Annotated in this window: 14 protein-coding genes; 7 read left to right on the plus strand and 7 right to left on the minus strand. The window is 68.5% G+C overall.

The window, feature by feature from the left end:
- Nucleotides 1-61 precede the first annotated feature (61 nt).
- Nucleotides 62-2551, plus strand: coding sequence for an ATP-binding protein (locus AM586_RS23480; protein ID WP_052233350.1), 2490 nt, complete (start codon nt 62-64; stop codon nt 2549-2551).
- Here AM586_RS23480 and AM586_RS23485 read toward each other — a convergent pair.
- From AM586_RS23485 to AM586_RS23495, 3 genes are all read right to left on the minus strand, one after another.
- Nucleotides 2529-3491 carry an MBL fold metallo-hydrolase gene (locus AM586_RS23485; RefSeq protein ID WP_047823056.1) on the minus strand — a complete coding sequence of 321 codons (963 nt, stop codon included), beginning with the start codon at nt 3489-3491 and terminating at the stop codon, nt 2529-2531. The genes AM586_RS23480 and AM586_RS23485 overlap by 23 nt on opposite strands.
- Before the next feature lie 93 nt (nt 3492-3584).
- Nucleotides 3585-5345: a chloride channel protein gene (locus AM586_RS23490; RefSeq protein ID WP_047823053.1), complete on the minus strand. Its 1761-nt coding sequence runs from the start codon at nt 5343-5345 to the stop codon at nt 3585-3587.
- An 8-nt stretch (nt 5346-5353) separates the two neighbouring features.
- Nucleotides 5354-5698: a MarR family winged helix-turn-helix transcriptional regulator gene (locus tag AM586_RS23495; protein ID WP_082439496.1), complete on the minus strand. Its 345-nt coding sequence runs from the start codon at nt 5696-5698 to the stop codon at nt 5354-5356.
- Between the two features lie 126 nt (nt 5699-5824).
- Here AM586_RS23495 and AM586_RS23500 point away from each other — a divergent pair, with 126 nt between their 5' ends.
- The 4 genes from AM586_RS23500 to AM586_RS23515 all read left to right on the plus strand — a co-directional run bounded on the left by AM586_RS23500 (nt 5825) and on the right by AM586_RS23515 (nt 8747).
- The gene (locus AM586_RS23500; protein ID WP_307163093.1) at nt 5825-6991 is read left to right on the plus strand and encodes an HPP family protein; all 1167 of its coding nucleotides are present in this window, start codon (nt 5825-5827) and stop codon (nt 6989-6991) included.
- Nucleotides 6992-7111: 120 nt separating this feature from the next.
- Entirely contained in the window at nt 7112-7792 is a 681-nt protein-coding gene (locus tag AM586_RS23505) for an RNA polymerase sigma factor (protein WP_047823049.1), read from the plus strand.
- An 80-nt stretch (nt 7793-7872) separates the two neighbouring features.
- Complete coding sequence (locus AM586_RS23510; RefSeq protein ID WP_047823189.1) at nt 7873-8394, plus strand: DUF4142 domain-containing protein; 522 nt, start codon at nt 7873-7875, stop codon at nt 8392-8394.
- A complete protein-coding gene (locus tag AM586_RS23515) occupies nt 8391-8747 on the plus strand; it encodes a cupredoxin family copper-binding protein (protein WP_047823047.1) in 357 nt (118 codons plus the stop codon). The genes AM586_RS23510 and AM586_RS23515 overlap by 4 nt, the downstream gene beginning before the upstream one ends.
- Here the strand turns inward: AM586_RS23515 and AM586_RS23520 are convergent.
- Both AM586_RS23520 and AM586_RS23525 read right to left on the minus strand, forming a co-directional pair.
- Complete coding sequence (locus AM586_RS23520) at nt 8716-9405, minus strand: UPF0149 family protein (RefSeq protein WP_047823045.1); 690 nt, start codon at nt 9403-9405, stop codon at nt 8716-8718. The two genes, AM586_RS23515 and AM586_RS23520, sit on opposite strands and share 32 nt — an antisense overlap.
- Nucleotides 9406-9573: 168 nt before the next feature.
- Entirely contained in the window at nt 9574-10611 is a 1038-nt protein-coding gene (locus tag AM586_RS23525) for an alpha/beta hydrolase (RefSeq protein ID WP_197416385.1), read from the minus strand.
- Nucleotides 10612-10860: 249 nt separating this feature from the next.
- Here AM586_RS23525 and AM586_RS23530 point away from each other — a divergent pair, with 249 nt between their 5' ends.
- Both AM586_RS23530 and AM586_RS23535 read left to right on the plus strand, forming a co-directional pair.
- A complete protein-coding gene (locus AM586_RS23530) occupies nt 10861-11853 on the plus strand; it encodes a serine/threonine protein kinase (protein WP_047823043.1) in 993 nt (330 codons plus the stop codon).
- 107 nt (nt 11854-11960) lie between these two features.
- Nucleotides 11961-14279 (plus strand): hypothetical protein, encoded by a 2319-nt coding sequence (locus tag AM586_RS23535; RefSeq protein ID WP_047823041.1) that lies wholly within the window; start codon nt 11961-11963, stop codon nt 14277-14279.
- Between the two features lie 15 nt (nt 14280-14294).
- Here the strand turns inward: AM586_RS23535 and AM586_RS23540 are convergent, their stop codons facing one another.
- Nucleotides 14295-15269, minus strand: a complete 975-nt coding sequence (locus tag AM586_RS23540; protein ID WP_052233348.1) for a PHB depolymerase family esterase — start codon at nt 15267-15269, stop codon at nt 14295-14297.
- Nucleotides 15270-15300: 31 nt separating this feature from the next.
- Nucleotides 15301-15708 (minus strand): hypothetical protein, encoded by a 408-nt coding sequence (locus tag AM586_RS23545; protein ID WP_047823037.1) that lies wholly within the window; start codon nt 15706-15708, stop codon nt 15301-15303.
- Nucleotides 15709-15773: the final 65 nt, after the last annotated feature.

Raw genomic sequence — 15773 nt, forward strand, 5'->3', positions numbered from 1 at the left:
TCATCGCAGTGCAGCACGGAAATTGTGAATTATTTTCAATGAATTGTGGAATAATTCACGCATGGCTGACATTCTGCGCATAACCGCCGGGCTCGGCGACAGCGAGACGCGGCGCCTGCTCGGCGCACGCGACTGGCAAAGTTCGCCGCTCGGCCCCGCCGATTCCTGGCCGCCCGAACTGGCGACGGCCGTGTCGATGGTCCTCAGCTCGACCTTCCCGATGTTCCTGGCCTGGGGCCCGGAACAGGTCTTCCTCTACAACGACGCCTACATCCCCGTCCTCGGCGACAAGCACCCGTCCGCCTTCGGCGACCTGTTCCCCCGGGTCTGGTGGGAGATCTGGCAGGACCTCGGCCCGATCGCCGCGCGCGCCATGGGCGGCCGGTCCTTCTTCGTCGAGGACATGCCGCTCACCATGGAGCGCAAGGGCTATACCGAACAGACCTATTTCACCTTCTCGTATTCACCGCTGCACGACGGCGAGGGCAGGGTGATGGGCATGTACTGCACCTGCATCGAGACCACCGCGCGGGTCGAGTCCGAACGCCGCGCCGCCTTCGAGCTGGCGCTGGCGGACGCGCTGCGCCCGATCGCCTCCAGCGGCGAGGCGATCGCCACCGCCTGCGACCTGCTGGGCCGGGAGCTGGGCGTCGAGCGCGTGATGTACGGCGAGGTCGACGACACGCGCAACACCTTCTACGTGCCGGGCGACTGGAAGCGGCAGGGCAGCTCGAACCTGGCCGGGAACACCTTCGCGATCGAGGCCTTCGGCGCGGAAGTGGCGGCCACCGGGCGCGCCGGCGTCGTCATCGCCATCGCCGACGTGCGGGTCGACCCGCGCACGGTCGCCCACCAGCAGGCCTACCTGATGGCGATGGGCGTGACCGCCAGCCTGCTGGTGCCGCTGGTGAAGTCGGGGCGCCTGGTGTCCTTCCTGGCGCTCGGGCACGAGCATCCGCACCGCTGGGGCGACGTCGAGATCGCGCTGGCGCGCAGCATGTCCGAGCGCCTCTGGACCGCGGTCGACCTCGCGCGCGCCCACGAGGCCCTGCGCCAGGAGCGCGACCGCAGCCAGATCATCCTCGACTCGATCGCCGAAGGCTATGCGCTGATCGCAGCCGACTGGACCGTGCTGCAAATGAACGCGGAAGGTCTGCGTCTCGGCAGCCGCACGGCCGGGCAGGTACTCGGACGCAATCACTGGGCGGTCTGGCCGGAAGCGCTCGAAACCGACATGGGCCGCATGTACCACCGGGTCATGCAGACCCGCTGCGCCGGACGTTCCGAATACCTGCATCGCCTCCCGGACGGCAACGAGCGCAACTACGAGGTGCGCGCCTATCCGACCAGCGATGGCGGCCTGGTCAGCTTCTTCCTCGACATTACCGAGCGCAAGCAGGCCGAGGAAAAGCTGCGCGCCGCCGACCAGCGCAAGGACGAGTTCCTGGCGATGCTGGCGCATGAGCTGCGCAATCCGCTGGCGCCGATCAGCGCCGCCGCCGACCTCTTGAAAATTGGCCGCCTCGACGAGGCGCGGGTGCGCCAGAGCAGCGCCATCATCGGACGCCAGGTCAAGCACATGACCAGCCTGGTCGACGACCTGCTGGACGTCTCGCGCGTCACGCGCGGGCTGGTGACGCTGGCGCGCGCGCCGGTGGCGGCGCGCACCATCGCCGACGAGGCGATCGAGCAGGTGCGCCCGCTGTTCGAGGCGCGCCGCCAGCACCTGCAGGTGCGGCTGGTGGATCCCGACGCCACCGTGCTGGGTGACAAGGCGCGCCTGGTGCAGGTGCTGGCCAACCTGCTCAACAACGCCTCCAAGTACACGCCCGAGGAGCGCAGCATCGGGATCGAGGCGGCCGCCTCCGGCCAGCAGCTGGTGCTGGCGGTGCGCGACGAGGGCATCGGCATGGAGCCGGAACTGTCGGCCCACGTGTTCGAGCTGTTCGCCCAGGCCAAGCGTTCCTCCGATCGCTCGCAGGGCGGACTGGGACTGGGCCTGGCGCTGGTCAAGAACCTGGTCGAGCTGCACGGCGGCGGCGTGGCGTGCGAGAGCCCCGGGCTGGGACAGGGCAGCAGCTTCATCGTGACCCTGCCGCTGATGCAGGCGGCAGCGCAGCACGCCGCCGAAACGCCGGCGGCCGCGCAGGCCGGCCAAGCGCGCCCGCTGCGCCTGCTGGTGGTGGACGACAACGTCGACGCCGCGGCGACCCTGGCGATGCTGCTGGAAGTCTGCGGTTACGAGGTAATGGTGGAGAACGATTCGCTGCGCGCCCTGGAGCGGGCGCTGCGCGAGTGTCCGGACGCCTGCCTGCTGGACATCGGCCTCCCTGAAATGGACGGCAACGAACTGGCGCGCCGGCTGCGCGCGGATCAGCGTACCCGGCCGGCGCTGCTGGTGGCGATCACCGGCTACGGCCAGGAACAGGACCGTCGCGCCGCCCTTGAAGCCGGCTTCGACCACCACATGGTCAAGCCGGTCGACCTGGACAGGCTGGCGGCGATCCTGGCCGGCATCGAGGGCCGGGTCAGCGCATCTGGGTGTAGTTGACCGGCACCCAGCGATAAGCCTTGCCCTGGCTCACCAGGTGACCCAGGCCGGGGAACTGCAGGTGGGCGCCGCCGACCAGGTAGCCCTTCTTTGCGGCGTCGTCGAACACCTTCTTGCGGGCGGCATACGCGGCCTTTTCGTCGCTGTCGAAGCCGATCGTCACCTGCGGATTATCCATCTGCACGGCGGCAACGTGGACCAGGTCGCCGATCAGCACCAGCTTCTGGCCGCGGCTTTCCACCACATAGCTGGTGTGGCCCGGGGTGTGGCCGTGTTCCGCCATGGCGGACACGCCCGGCACCAGTTCGCCGTCATGGTCGATGACCTGGAACTTGCCGGCCTGAACATACGGGTTGATCGAGGCCATCGCGCCCTGGAAGGAGCCTTTCTTGTCGGCGGGGGCCTTGTCCAGGTTCGCCTTGCTCAGCCAGAAGTCGGCGTCCGCCTTGCTGGCGCGCACCACCGCATTCGGGAACACGCGCTGGCCGTCGTGGACCAGGCCGCCCACGTGGTCGCCGTGCATGTGGGTGATGTAGATTTCGTCGATCTGTTCGGGCTGGTAGCCGGCCGCCTTCAGGTTCTGCACGAATTTACCCAGGGTCGGGCCGAACAGGGCGCCGGCGCCGGTGTCGACCAGCACCAGCTTGGCGCCGGTATTGATCAGGAAGGTATTGTCCGAGGTTTCCAGCGGCGTCTTCAGGAAGTTCTTTTCGAGCGTGGCGCGGGTCTGTTCCGGCTTCTGGTGCAGCAGCTGGTCGACCGGCAGGTCGACGGTGCCGTCGTTGATCGGGGTGACCTCGAAGTCGCCGACCATCAGGCGGAAGAAGCCGGGCGCCGGGGTCTTGACCATCGGCACGGCGGCCTGGGCGGGGACGATGGCGGCGGCCAGCGCGAGGGCGGACAGCAGGGCGGGCAGGGTGCGCTTGAGCGGTTTCATCATGTTCTTGTCCTCAAGAGAAATAGGCAATGGCGCGAATGCGCGGATTGCCTATCGTACATGATTGTTCAATAAAAAGCTGGAGCCGGCGCAGGCTCAGGCACCCCTGCGCGCCAGTGGATGGCGGCGCAGGGTGCGGCGCTCGTGCTCCTCGGCGTGCAGCCCGGCGGTGGCCTTGATCAGGTCGCTGCGGCTGACGATGCCGAGCAGCCGCGGCTCGCCGGCGCTGGCAACCACCGGCAGGCGCTCGATGCCGTGCACGGCGAGGCGGGTGGCGACGATGCGGCAGGTCTCGCCGGCCAGGGCGACCGGCGGGCGGTTGATGCCGAATAGCCTGCCCACCGGAAGATCCGGGGCCTGCCCGGTGAGGGCATCCCTGTCGAGCATGCCGACCAGCAGGCCGCCGCGCGTCACCGGGAAGCCGCGGTGTTTCTGCTGCGGGCCGAAGTGCGAGGCCAGCACGGACGCCACGGTGGCGTCGGCGTCGACGCTCTGGACCTCATGCGTCATCACTTCGGCCACGCTGTGGCGCTCGAGCGGATCGATGCCGTATTCGCGGTAGATATGGTGGCCGCGGCGCGCGATCTTCTCGGTCAGGATCGAGCGGCCCATGGTCAGCACCGTGAAGCCGTAGGCGCCGGCGGCGGCGGCCAGCAGCGGCAGCAGGGCGTTCGAATCGTGGGTCAGCTCGAAGGCGAATACCACCGCCATCACCGGCGCCCGCATCATGCCGCCCAGGGTGGCGGCCATGAACACCAGCGGCCACAGGGCCGGTTCGGCGCCCGGCAGCCAGGGCGAGAGCAGCGAGCCGAGGCCGGCGCCGAGCATCAGCAGCGGCGCCAGCACGCCGCCCGAGGTGCCCGAAGCGAGCGCGATCAGCCAGATCACGAATTTGACCGCGAGCAGGGCCAGCACCGCGCCCATGGCCAGGTGGTTATGCAGCAGGTCGCCGATCACGTCGTAGCCCACGCCCAGCGCGCGCGGCTGGAAGTAGCCGCCGATGCCGACCGCCAGCGCGCCCAGCGCCGGCCACCACATCCAGTGGATCGGCAGGCGGTGAAACCAGTCTTCCACGCGGTACAGCATGGTCGACATGGTCCAGGAGAGCGCGCCGCACAGCAGGCCGGCCACCAGGCAGGACAGCAGGGCCAGCGGCGCCACCGGCGCGGTCTGCAGCGGGAACAGCGGACCCGCTTCCATCGCCAGCGGACGCAGGAAGCCGGCCACCGCGCAGGCGACCGCCACCGGCAGCAGGCTGCGCGGACGCAGTTCGAACAGCAGCAGCTCGACCGCCATCAGCACCGCCGCCACCGGCGTGCCGAACACCGCCGTCATGCCGGAGACCGCGCCGGCCACCAGCAGCGACTTGCGCTCGCCGCCGGTCAGGTGGAAGTGCTGGGCGATCAGGGAGCCGATCGCGCCGCCGGTCATGATGATCGGCCCCTCGGCGCCGAACGGGCCGCCGCTGCCGATCGCGATGCCGGAAGCAAGCGGCTTGAGCACCGCGACCTTCGGCGACATCGCGCTGTCCTTGAACAGGATCGCCTCGATCGCTTCGGGAATGCCGTGGCCGCGGATCTGCTCGGTGCCGTAGCGGGCGATCAGGCCGATCACCACGCCGCCGATCACCGGCACCGCGATCACCCAGGCGCCCAGCGTGTGGTTGGCGGGCGACAGGTCGGCCATCGAGAAGCGCTGGTAGAAGAACAGGTCGGTGAAAAAGCGGATCAGAAGCAGCAGGACGTGGGCGGCGAGCACGGCCAGGCCGCCGATGACGGCGGCGATCGCCGCGATCAGCAACAGCCGCAGGTCGCCGGAAAAGTCGCGGCGTTCGGGGACATGATGGGAAACGGACATGGTGAAGTTCAGGGGAGGTTGGGAATCGTGAATACGCCTTGCAGGGCGCGCAGCTCGGCGCGGTGGATCTCGGCCAGGCGCGTCAGGATCGCTTCGCCGGGCGGCAGCAGGTGGACCTCGACGCGGCGGCGGTCGTCGACATTCGCGCGCCGCTCGACCAGGCCGCTCGCTTCGCAGCGCGTGACCAGCGCCACCACGCCGTGCTGCTTGGCCTGCAGGCGCTCGGCCAGTTCGCCGATGGTGGCCCATTCGCGGCCCCTGAAGCCCTTGATGTGAAGGAGCAGCAGGTACTGCAGGGGCGTGATGCCCTCGGCCTGCACGGCGTTTTCGGAAAAGTGTTCGTAGCGCCGCATTTGGTAGCGGAATTCGGAGAGGGCGGAGAAATCGGACTTGGCTATCGGCTTCACGGACGGAGGTAGTGGCAGAGACGAGCCGAATAATATATCATATTGTGATGTTTTTTTCGTAGAAGTTTTATCTTGGACCAGACCTTGCAATGGATGCGCGCCTTTGTGCCGCAACGTAATACCGTCCCGCGCCACGAGCGCATGCGCTCCGTCGCCGGGGCGCTTCTCGGCCTGCTGCTGACCGCCGGCCTCAGCATGCTGATGCTCGGCACCGCCACGCTGCCGCTGGCGCTGGTGGCGCCGATGGGCGCCTCGGCCGTGCTGCTGTTCTGCGTGCCGGCCAGTCCGCTGGCCCAGCCGTGGTCCGTCATCGGCGGCAATACCATCTCCGCCCTGGTGGGCGTGGCCTGCGCCAAGGCGATCGGCAATCCGCTGCTGGCGGCGCCGCTGGCCGGTTCGCTGGCGATCCTGGTAATGTTCCTGCTGCGCTGCCTACATCCGCCCAGCGGCGCCGTGGCGCTGACCACGGTGCTCGGCGGCCCGGCGGTGCATGCGGCCGGCTTCGGCTTCGCCTTCGTGCCGGTGTGCCTGAACTCGACCCTGATCGTGCTGGTCGCGCTGCTGTTCAATAACCTGACCGGGCGCCGCTATCCGCACACCCAGCAATCGATGCTGCAGAACGTGCACGCGACCCGCGATCCGGTGCCGACCGCGCGCCTCGGCTTCACCAAGGAAGACCTGGACGCCGCGCTGGCGCGCTACGGCCAGGTGCTCGACATCAGCCGCGACGACCTCGAAGCGATCCTGCTCGAAACCGAAGTCCAGGCCTACGGGCGCCGCTTCGGCGTGATCACCTGCGGCGCGATCATGTCGAAGGATGCGGTGACGGTGCGGGCGGGGATGCCGCTGGCGGAGGCCTGGCGCCTGCTGCGCCGGCATGGCCTGCATGCGCTGCCGGTGCTGGACAAGGCCGGGCGCGTGGTGGGCATGGTCGGCCAGAACGATTTCCTGCACCATGCGGGACTGGACGATTACCAGACGCTCGGCGAGCGCCTGCGCGGACTGTTCGTCCACCTGCTGGGGATGCGCGGCGACCGTCCGGGCAAGGTGGTGGAGATCATGCAGCGCCACGTGGAGACGGTCGGCGTGGACGAGCCGATCGCCGAGCTCGTGCCGCTGATGAGCAACCAGGGCCTGCACCACATTCCGGTGGTGGACCGGCACGGCGTGTTCGCCGGCGTCGTCAGCCAGTCCGACATGCTGGCAGCCATGTACGAAAGCCGCTTGACGGCGGCATGAGCCGGGAACGCGCGGCGGCTGCGCTGCATCAAACCGGGGTCAGACTCCGATTTTTGGAAATATTCTCGGGGATCTTGCCAAAATGGGGAGTCTGACCCCGGTTCATCACAGGAGAGCACCATGCAGCTTGCAGTCGACGATGATTCGGACGCCGCCCTCCGGCAGCGCGTGGTGGACGGCGAGCAGGCTGCCTTCGCCGGCCTGATGCGGCGCTACAACCGCCGGCTCTACCGTGTCGCGCGCAGCATCCTGCGCGACGATGCCGAGGCCGAGGATGCGCTGCAGGACGCCTACATCCAGGCCTACCGCGCCTTGCCGGACTTCCGCGGCGAGTCCTCGCTCGCCACCTGGCTGACCCGTATCGTGATGAATGCCGCCCTGATGCGTCGCCGTTCGTCCGGGCGCATGGCCGAAGTCATCGAACTGGGCGCCGAGGCGGCGATGGAGCAGCCGGGGGAAGCGGGCGACTGCGATGCGGCCGGGCAGCCCGAGCAGGCGGCAATGCATGCCCAGGCCCGCGGCCTGATCGAAGCGAAGATCGACCGCCTGCCGGAAGTCTTCCGCACCGTGTTCATCCTGCGCGCGGTCGAGGAGCTCAGCGTCGAAGAAACCGGAAAGCTGCTCGATATTCCCGAAGCCACGGTACGCAGCCGCTACTTCCGCGCGCGCGCGATGCTGCGCGAGGCGCTGGCGCGCGAACTCGACTTCGCGCTCGACCATGCCTTCGGCTTCGACGGCGCGCGCTGCGACCGCATCGTCGCCAAGGTCATGCGCCGCCTGAGCGAGGAAGCGCCGGGCTGAAGATGCCGGGAACGCGGCGCGGGGCCGCTGCATCGAATGGCATGTTTCACTTCCTATAATCAATGGAGACTGCCATGAGCATGAAAAAGACCCTCGCGCCGATCCTGTTCGCCCTGCTGGCCGCCGGCCCGCTGGGCGCCGTCCACGCCGCCAGTCCCAACGATGCGCAGATCGCCGCCATTGTCGTTGCCGCCAACACGGTCGACATCGATGCCGGCAAGCTGGCCGAAGCGAAAACCAGGAACAAGGAAGTGCGCGACTTTGCCAAACAGATGGTGCACGACCATTCGGCCGTGAACAGGCAGGCGGTCGCGCTGGTGAAGAAGCTCCACGTCACGCCGGAAGAGAACGACACCAGCAAGTCGCTCACCCAGGGCGGCGAATCGAACCGCGAGCACCTCAAGAGCCTGTCGGGCGCCGCATTCGACAAGGCCTATGTCGACAACGAGGTGAGCTACCACCAGACCGTCCTCGATGCGCTCGACAAGACCTTGAGCCCGAGCGCCTCGAACGCCGAGCTGAAGGCGCTGCTGAACAAGGTGAGGCCGAACATCGCGGCCCACCTCGAGCATGCGAAGCATATCCAGGCGCAGATGAAATGAAGCCCGCGTTATGGATGGCGGCCGCCTTGCTGAACGCGGCCGCCGCCGCGAGCGCCGGGGCGGCCGATCACCGCGTGCTCATCGACGGCATGACGTTCACGCCGAAAGTGGTGGCGGTGCGGCCCGGCGATACCGTCACCTGGGTGAACAAGGACATGTTCGTCCACAACGTCACCGCGGCGGCGGCCGGCATCAGCTCGGGCGACCTGAAGCCGGGGCAGAGCTGGCGCCACACGGTGCGCCAGGGGGAAGGCTTCGATTACCTCTGCACCCTGCATCCCGTGATGACGGGGAGGGTGGAGGTCGACGCAAGGGAAGCGCTCAGGCCTGCTCGGCGCCGCAGCACTTCTTGAACTTCTTGCCGCTGCCGCAGGGGCAGTCGTCGTTGCGGCCGACCTTTGGCTCGTCGCGGCGCACGGTCTCGACCGCGGCCTTGCGGCGCGGCAGCCAGAAGCGGTGGATCGCGGGCAGGTTGGCTTCGATGTCGAGCGCCAGCTTGTGCGCCAGGCGCGGGTCTTCGACCTCGGGCAGCTCGCTTTCCTCGATCTCGTCGGCGCCCAGCAGGTAGATCGGGCGCATCATCGGGCCGGCTTCCGAATCCCAGATCTCGTCCCAGGAGCCGGGACGCAGGTCCATGCCTTCCCAGAAGCCCCAGCACCAGGCTTCGGCGTCGATCAGGGTCTCGCCGTCGACTTCGTGCTCGACGTAGAGCGGCTCGAATTCCTTGGGCGCGACCTCGAAGGTGATCAGGACTTCGTTCATGAAGCGCATGATCAGGTTGACGATGCGCTGCTCTTCCTTCGGGTTCTTCCATTTCGGCGCGGCGCCGTCTTCGCCCCAGACGCGCGGCAGCCACTCGGCCGGCATGATCGATTCCGGGCCGATCGCGATCGCGGTCAGGTAGCCGTGCAGGGTATCCATCGTCATCGCGCCTTCCGGGCTGCGTTCGGACAGCAGGAAGTTGTCGAGATCGTCGAATTCTTTGTCGGTGAGGGGCTGTTCGAGTTGCATGTTGTACCAGGTGATTCCGTTCGTTGAAGGCGCAAGTGTACCGCCTGCGCCGCCGTACCGGCGAAAAAAAACGCCGGACAGCCTGCTCTGGCGGTCCGGCGCAAACGGAAAACATGCCAATCTTGCCTCGTATTGCCGAGCACAGGCTTAATGCCCGCTTAGCGCTCGTCAGTGCTTCTCTGCGAACGCCTTCTTCAGCCCATCCGCGGCGAACTGCTCGGCATCCCTGGCCTTCGGCACCACCGCGCCCATGCCGAAGAATTCATGGGTGACGCCGCTGTATTCCTTGTAGTCGACCTTGACGCCATCCTTCTTCAGCTTGTCGGCATAGGCCTTGCCCTCGCCGAGCAGCGGGTCGATCTCGGCGGCGACGATGGTGGCGGGCGGCAGGTCCTTCAGCGAGCCGGCCTTCATCGGCAGGGCATAGGGGTTCTTCGGATCGCCGCCGTAGTACTTGAAGAACCAGGCCATCATCGCCTTGTTGAGCGGCTTGGCATTGGCGTTGCGCTGGTAGGAGGCGTTGTTCATGTCATTGTCGACCACCGGGTAGACCAGCAGCTGGTGCACCGGCATCTGCGCCTTCTTGTCGCGCGCCATCATCGACACCACGGTGGCCAGGTTGCCGCCCGCGGATTCGCCCCCGACCGCCACGCGCATCGGGTCGCCGTTGAACTCCTTCGCGTGCTGGGTGGTCCAGATATAGGCCGCGAAGGCGTCGTTCGGCGCCGTCGGGAACTTGTGCTCGGGGGCCTGGCGGTAGTCGACCGCGACCATGATCGCCTTGGCCATCTTCGCCAGCGCGCGCGGCGAGGCCTCGTAGACCTTGGTGTCGGCGATCACGAAGCCGCCGCCGTGGTAGTAGACCATCACCGGGAACGGGCCCTTGCCCTCCGGCGTATAGATGTGCACGGGGACGCTGCCGCCATCGACCGGTACCGTCATGTCCTTGACCGTGACGCCGGGTTCCGGCTCGCTGCTCTTCTTCTCGTCGGCCAGCACCTTCTTGACCGCGTCGGCGGGCGTCGGCTGCTTGCGCGCCTCTTCCGGGGTCAGGTTCTCGATCGGTTTGCCGTTCAGCGACTTCAGTGCGTCCAGCACCTTTTGCATATGCGGCTCGGCCTTTGGCGGCTGGGCGGCGTCCGCGGCGGCGGCCCAGTGACAGGCGAGGGCCGCGGCAAGCGCGGTCAGCGTCAGCGTCTTTTTCATTGTCGTTCTCTCGATAGGCAGCATGTCGCGCGGTCGCGCTCAGGTGCTGAGCTGCCATCAGACCCTGTGCCGTGAGGCCGCTCGGTGCGGCCACACACCTAAGGCCGTCCTCTTCATCAAAATTGTAATATTTTCAGGAAAAAAATTCCTTGAACGCATGAATTTCAGCCATTCGCTCACCGATTTTCCCAAATTCGTCAAAAAAGAGCAGGGGTGCGCAGCCCCGTCGCGGGCCTATACAATGGCGGCATGAATACTCCATCGGAATCCCATCCTTTCTCGCGCCTCGATCCACTGATGGTGCTGGACGCGCTCGACAGCGTCGGCCTGCACGGCGACGGCCGCCTGCTGGCGCTGAACAGTTATGAAAACCGGGTCTACCGCGTCGGCCGCGAGGAGGGCCAGCCGGTGGTGCTCAAGTTCTACCGCCCGGGGCGCTGGAGCGACGCCGCCATCCTCGAGGAACATGCCTTCACCCAGGAGCTCGCCGACGCCGAAGTGCCGGTGGTCCCGGCGCGCGAGATCGAAGGACGCACGCTGCACGAATTCGGCGGCTTCCGCTTCGCCGTCTTCCCCAGCCGCGGCGGGCGCGCGCCCGAGCTGTCCGATCCCAAGGTCCTCGAATGGATCGGCCGCTTCATCGGCCGCATCCACGCGGTCGGCGCCACCCGGGAATTCCTGGAACGTCCGGCGCTGAACCTCGACACCTTCGGCCACGAGCCGCGCGCCTGGCTGATCGGTCACGGCTTCATTCCGCACGAGCTGCTGACCGCCTACACCAGCGTGCTCGACCAGGCCCTGGACGGCGTCGCGCGCTGCTTCGACCGGGCCGGCGCATTGCCGCTGCTGCGCCTGCACGGCGATTGCCACGCCGGCAACGTGCTGTGGACCGGCGACGGCCCGCACTTCGTCGACTTCGACGACAGCCGCATGGGCCCGGCCGTGCAGGATTTGTGGATGCTGCTGTCGGGCGAGCGCCAGGAGATGGTGCACCAGCTCGGCGACGTGCTGGCCGGCTACGAGGACTTCTGCGAGTTCGACCCGCGCCAGCTCTACCTCGTTGAAGCCCTGCGCACCCTGCGCCTGATCCATTATTCGGCCTGGCTGGCGATGCGCTGGGACGATCCGGCCTTTCCGGCCGCCTTCCCCTGGTTTAACACCCAGCGCTACTGGCAGGACCGCATTCTCGAGCTGCGCGAGCAGGTGGCGCTGATGGACGAGCCGCCGCTCTGGCCCGTGTAATCCGGAGAATTGACCGGGATTCATGCCTCAGTTCGGCGTGCCGCGTTTTTCAGCTCTGGCGCATAATCAGCCTGAGCCCCAGTCCGTCCGCAGCCAGCGAGTAGCCCATGACCGATCGCCCCGACCACCACGATGATGCCCACTTCACGATCGACCTGACTTCCGCGTCCGGCGAGGATCCGGCGTCCGGCGCCGAGCCGCAGCGCGAACAGCTCGAAAAGCGCGCGATCAAGGAAGGTATCGCCCGGGTCGAGGCGGAAGCCAAGGCGGCGATGGCGGCCGAGAACCGCGCCCATGCCGAAGCCCGTGCACGCAGCCTGGCCGAGGAACGCGCCGCGATCGACGCCGAAGCGGCAGCCGCCGCGCTGGCCAATGTCCAGGCCTCGGAAGAGGCGATCGAAGCCAACCGCGACCGCATCGACACCCTGCGCGCCGCCGCCAGGGCCGCCGCCGAGCGCCTCGAGGCGATGCGCCAGGAAACCGCCGAGCTGCGCGCCCGAGTCGAAGCCGATACCCAGATCCGCCTGGCCGCCGAGGCGCGCGCCCGCGCCCAGGAGGAAGCCCGCCGCCGCGCCGAAGAACAGGCGAAAGCCGACGCCGAGATCGCCGAGCGGGCCGCACGCCAGGCCGAGGAGCTGGCGCAGCAGGCCGAACAGGCCCGCCTGCAGGCCGCCGAGCGGGTCGCCGCCGTGCACGCGGCGCGCGAGGAAGTCAGCCACAGCGCCGGCGCCGACGCGCGGGTCGCGATCCTCGCGCGCGAGCGCGAGCGCGCCGAAAAGGCCGCGCGCCTGACCGCCGAGAAGCTGGCCGAGGCCGAAGCCGAAGCCCTCGAACTGGCGCTGCAGCGCGAGCGCGCCGACCAGGTCGCGCTGGCGTCGAGCTTCGCCCGCGCCGCCGCCGAGGCGAGGGCGCTGGAAGAAGCGCGCGCCCTGGCCCGCATCGAGCAGGAGCGCGAGGCGATCGCCGTAGCCCAGGCCGAGTACGAACGCACCGCCGCCCAGTCGCTGCGCCTGCGCCTGCAGACCGAGAAGGAATTGCGCGACGCCGCCGTGCACCGCGAGCGCCAGGAAGAGATGGCCGTGGCCGCACTGGAAGCGCGGCGCGATGCCGAAGGCCGGATCCTGGCTGCGACCGAGGCCCGCATCGAGGCCGACCGCAAGCTGCGCGAGGTAGCGCTGGAGCGCGCCCAGGCCGAGGAAGCGGAAACCGCGCAAGTGCGGTCCCGGCTGGACGCCGAGCGCGCCGCCGCCGAGCAGGCGCGCAGGCGCGCCGAGGCCGAGCAGGAAGCGACGGAAGCGGCGGCCCTGGAAGCCGTACAGCACGAGCGCGAGCGCGCCCTGGCCGAAGAGCGTGCCGCCCTGGCGCGCTCTACGGCGGAGGCCCGTGCGGCCGAAAGCGCGGCCGAGCAGGCGCGCATCGCGCATGAAGCCGAGCAGGCGGAGCTGCAGCGCGAAGCGGTGCGCCTGGCCGCGCGCCGCGCCCAGGAAGCCGAGGCGCTGGCCGCCGCCGAGCGCGAACGGGTGCGCGTCGAGCAGGAAGCGCTGGCCGCACTGGATGCGCGCCAGGACGCCGAACGCGCACTGGCGGCCGCCGCCGAGGCGCGCATCGCCGCGGAACAGGAACAGGCGGCCTTGCTGCGCGCCCAGCTCGAAGCCGAACAGCGCGCGCTGTCGGCGCAGCAGGCCGCGCTGGAAGCCCAGCGCCAGGCGACGGCCGAAGCCGAACGCCAGGCCGCGCACGAGGAAGCGGCCGCCGCCGCGCAGCAGGCGCACCTGGAGCGCGCCGCCGAACTGGCGCGCGCCCAGGCCGGGCGCGCCGAACACGAACGCCGCCAGCAGCAGCTGGCCGAGGAATTGCTGGCCGCCGAACAGGCTGGCGCCGACGCCGCCCGCGAAACCCTGCTGCTGCTCGAACAGAAGCTGTCGGCCCAGCGCCAGCAGACGGCGGCCGACGCCCGCGCCAACGAGGCGGCCGCGGCGCGGCTGGCGTCCGAGCAGGGCGCCATCGAGGCCGCCGAGGCGCGCGCCAAGGCCGAGGAAGAAAAGGCGCAGCTGGCGAAGACGCGCGAACTGGCGGAGCAGGCTGCGGCCCAGGCCGCACTCGACAAGCGCGACGCCCAGCGCATCCTGCTGGAGCGCGCCCAGCAGGCGGCCGACATGCAGCGGAAAACCCTGCAGGCAACCGAGGAAATGGCGGACGCCAAACGGCGCCTGATCGAACTCGAATCGGCGCGCCAGGAAGAGCAGGTGGCGGAACTGGGCCTGCTGCGCGAACGGATCGATGCGGCCCAGGCCGAGGCCAAGCAGCGCGCCGAATCGGCCGACCTGGCGCGCGAACTGCTGGGACGTTTTTCGCAGTTGCCCTCGGCGCAGCAGGCGGCCGCGCGTTTGTCCGACGTCGTCGCCAAGCAGCGCGGCGACAGCTGAACCCGGGTCCGGGCGTCAATGCGCGCCCGTCGCCCTCTTATCCTTGAAGAAGTTCCACGCTTCTTCCGCCGTATCGACATCGTGGTTCATATTCCCCACGATCTTGCGCAGTATCCACGGCAATTCCTCGAGCTTGGATGAGCCCACGTGGCCGCCGCCGTCGATGCGCATGAACTGGACTTGCACCTGGGCCGGGTCCTTGCCCCAGACATAGCGCGTGGCCGAGGTCGGATCGGAGGATTGCAGGTGCGGCATGCGGAAGCGCATCGGTGTCTCCGGCAAGCCGGCCGCGCGGCGCCATACGGCCACCGATTCCTCGGCGCTGACGCCGCTGCCGCGGTCGCGCAGCAGCCAGTGTCCGACCTTGCCGCCGTTGTAGGGCGCGATCTCGTCGGCGGTGCCGTGCGAGACGAAGACCGAGATCGGGTGGTTCGGCGGCTTGCAGCGGCTCTGCATCGGCATCAGCGCGCCCTGCACGCCGATCGCCGCCAGCTTCGGCGCGAGTTCGATGCCGAGCCGGTACGCCATGCCGCCGCCGTTCGAGCTGCCGTACACGTAGATGCGCTCGGGATCGGCGCCGAGTTCGGACACCGCGGTATCGATCAGGGCGGCGATGAAGCCGACGTCATCGCTGGTGGCATTGCTGGCGGCGTCGAGCCGGCAATCGTTCCAGGCCTGCTTGCCGTCGCTGCCCTTGATGCCGTCCGGCGCGATCAGCATCACGCGCTCGCGCTCGGCGAGCCGGATCCAGTCCTGGGCCGTATAGGTGCCGAAAGAAGCGAGCCCGACCATGAAGGGGGCCGAGGCGCCATGGCCATGCAGCAGGATCACGGTGGGGCGCTTGCTGCGCGCCAGCCGGTCCGGCTCGACCACGAGGTAGTGGCGCCGCCCCTCGGGCCGCAGCAGCGTGTAGTCGACGATGGTGGACGCCTGCGCCGCGCCCAGCGCGCCGGCTGCCGCCAGCAGGATCCCCGCAAGCCGCCTTCTCATAGTGCCACCCATTCAATTGTTTTAAGGATGACTAGGGGCCGGGATTCGGTGCGACCGGGTTGCTGCCGCCGACGGCGGCCTTCTCGACGAAATAGCTGGTCTCGCCGAAGCAGGTGGTCGGGATGCCGACGTGCTGGGAATAGCTGAGCTGGACGCGCTGGCCCATCGCAGCCTGCAGTTGCTTGACCACGTTTGGGTCGCGCACGGTGAAGGCGAAGCGCTCGGGAATGGCGCCCGGCATGCTCGACAGCAGAATCTCGCCTTCCCAGGTCTTGCACAGCCAGCCCTTGCGCGACAGTTTCTGCAGGTAGCCGGCGCGTTCGCCTTCCGAATACGACCAGTGCAGCACCACCGTGATGTACAGGGCAAACAGCACGATCGCCGCGACGATGACGGAGGCAAGGATGGCGCTGGCGCGCCGCGGGAAGGTCGAGGGCATGGTGGATGAGCGTTGAGTGAAGTCGCGCCCATTCTGCCGATGAGCGCGCGGATTGTCAAAAGCTC

The organism is Massilia sp. WG5, from assembly GCF_001412595.2.
Classification (GTDB): Bacteria; Pseudomonadota; Gammaproteobacteria; order Burkholderiales; family Burkholderiaceae_D; genus Telluria.

Coding starts and splice junctions, on each gene's coding strand:
- AM586_RS23495 (WP_082439496.1), bottom strand. CDS start 5,698: ATGCGGCGCTACGAACACTTTTCCGAAAACGCCGTGCAGGCCGAGGGC.
- AM586_RS23525 (WP_197416385.1), bottom strand. CDS start 10,611: ATGAAAAAGACGCTGACGCTGACCGCGCTTGCCGCGGCCCTCGCCTGT.
- AM586_RS23540 (WP_052233348.1), bottom strand. CDS start 15,269: ATGAGAAGGCGGCTTGCGGGGATCCTGCTGGCGGCAGCCGGCGCGCTG.
- AM586_RS23520 (WP_047823045.1), bottom strand. CDS start 9,405: ATGCAACTCGAACAGCCCCTCACCGACAAAGAATTCGACGATCTCGAC.
- AM586_RS23515 (WP_047823047.1), top strand. CDS start 8,391: ATGAAGCCCGCGTTATGGATGGCGGCCGCCTTGCTGAACGCGGCCGCC.
- AM586_RS23535 (WP_047823041.1), top strand. CDS start 11,961: ATGACCGATCGCCCCGACCACCACGATGATGCCCACTTCACGATCGAC.
- AM586_RS23545 (WP_047823037.1), bottom strand. CDS start 15,708: ATGCCCTCGACCTTCCCGCGGCGCGCCAGCGCCATCCTTGCCTCCGTC.
- AM586_RS23480 (WP_052233350.1), top strand. CDS start 62: ATGGCTGACATTCTGCGCATAACCGCCGGGCTCGGCGACAGCGAGACG.
- AM586_RS23505 (WP_047823049.1), top strand. CDS start 7,112: ATGCAGCTTGCAGTCGACGATGATTCGGACGCCGCCCTCCGGCAGCGC.
- AM586_RS23510 (WP_047823189.1), top strand. CDS start 7,873: ATGAAAAAGACCCTCGCGCCGATCCTGTTCGCCCTGCTGGCCGCCGGC.
- AM586_RS23530 (WP_047823043.1), top strand. CDS start 10,861: ATGAATACTCCATCGGAATCCCATCCTTTCTCGCGCCTCGATCCACTG.
- AM586_RS23485 (WP_047823056.1), bottom strand. CDS start 3,491: ATGATGAAACCGCTCAAGCGCACCCTGCCCGCCCTGCTGTCCGCCCTC.
- AM586_RS23490 (WP_047823053.1), bottom strand. CDS start 5,345: ATGTCCGTTTCCCATCATGTCCCCGAACGCCGCGACTTTTCCGGCGAC.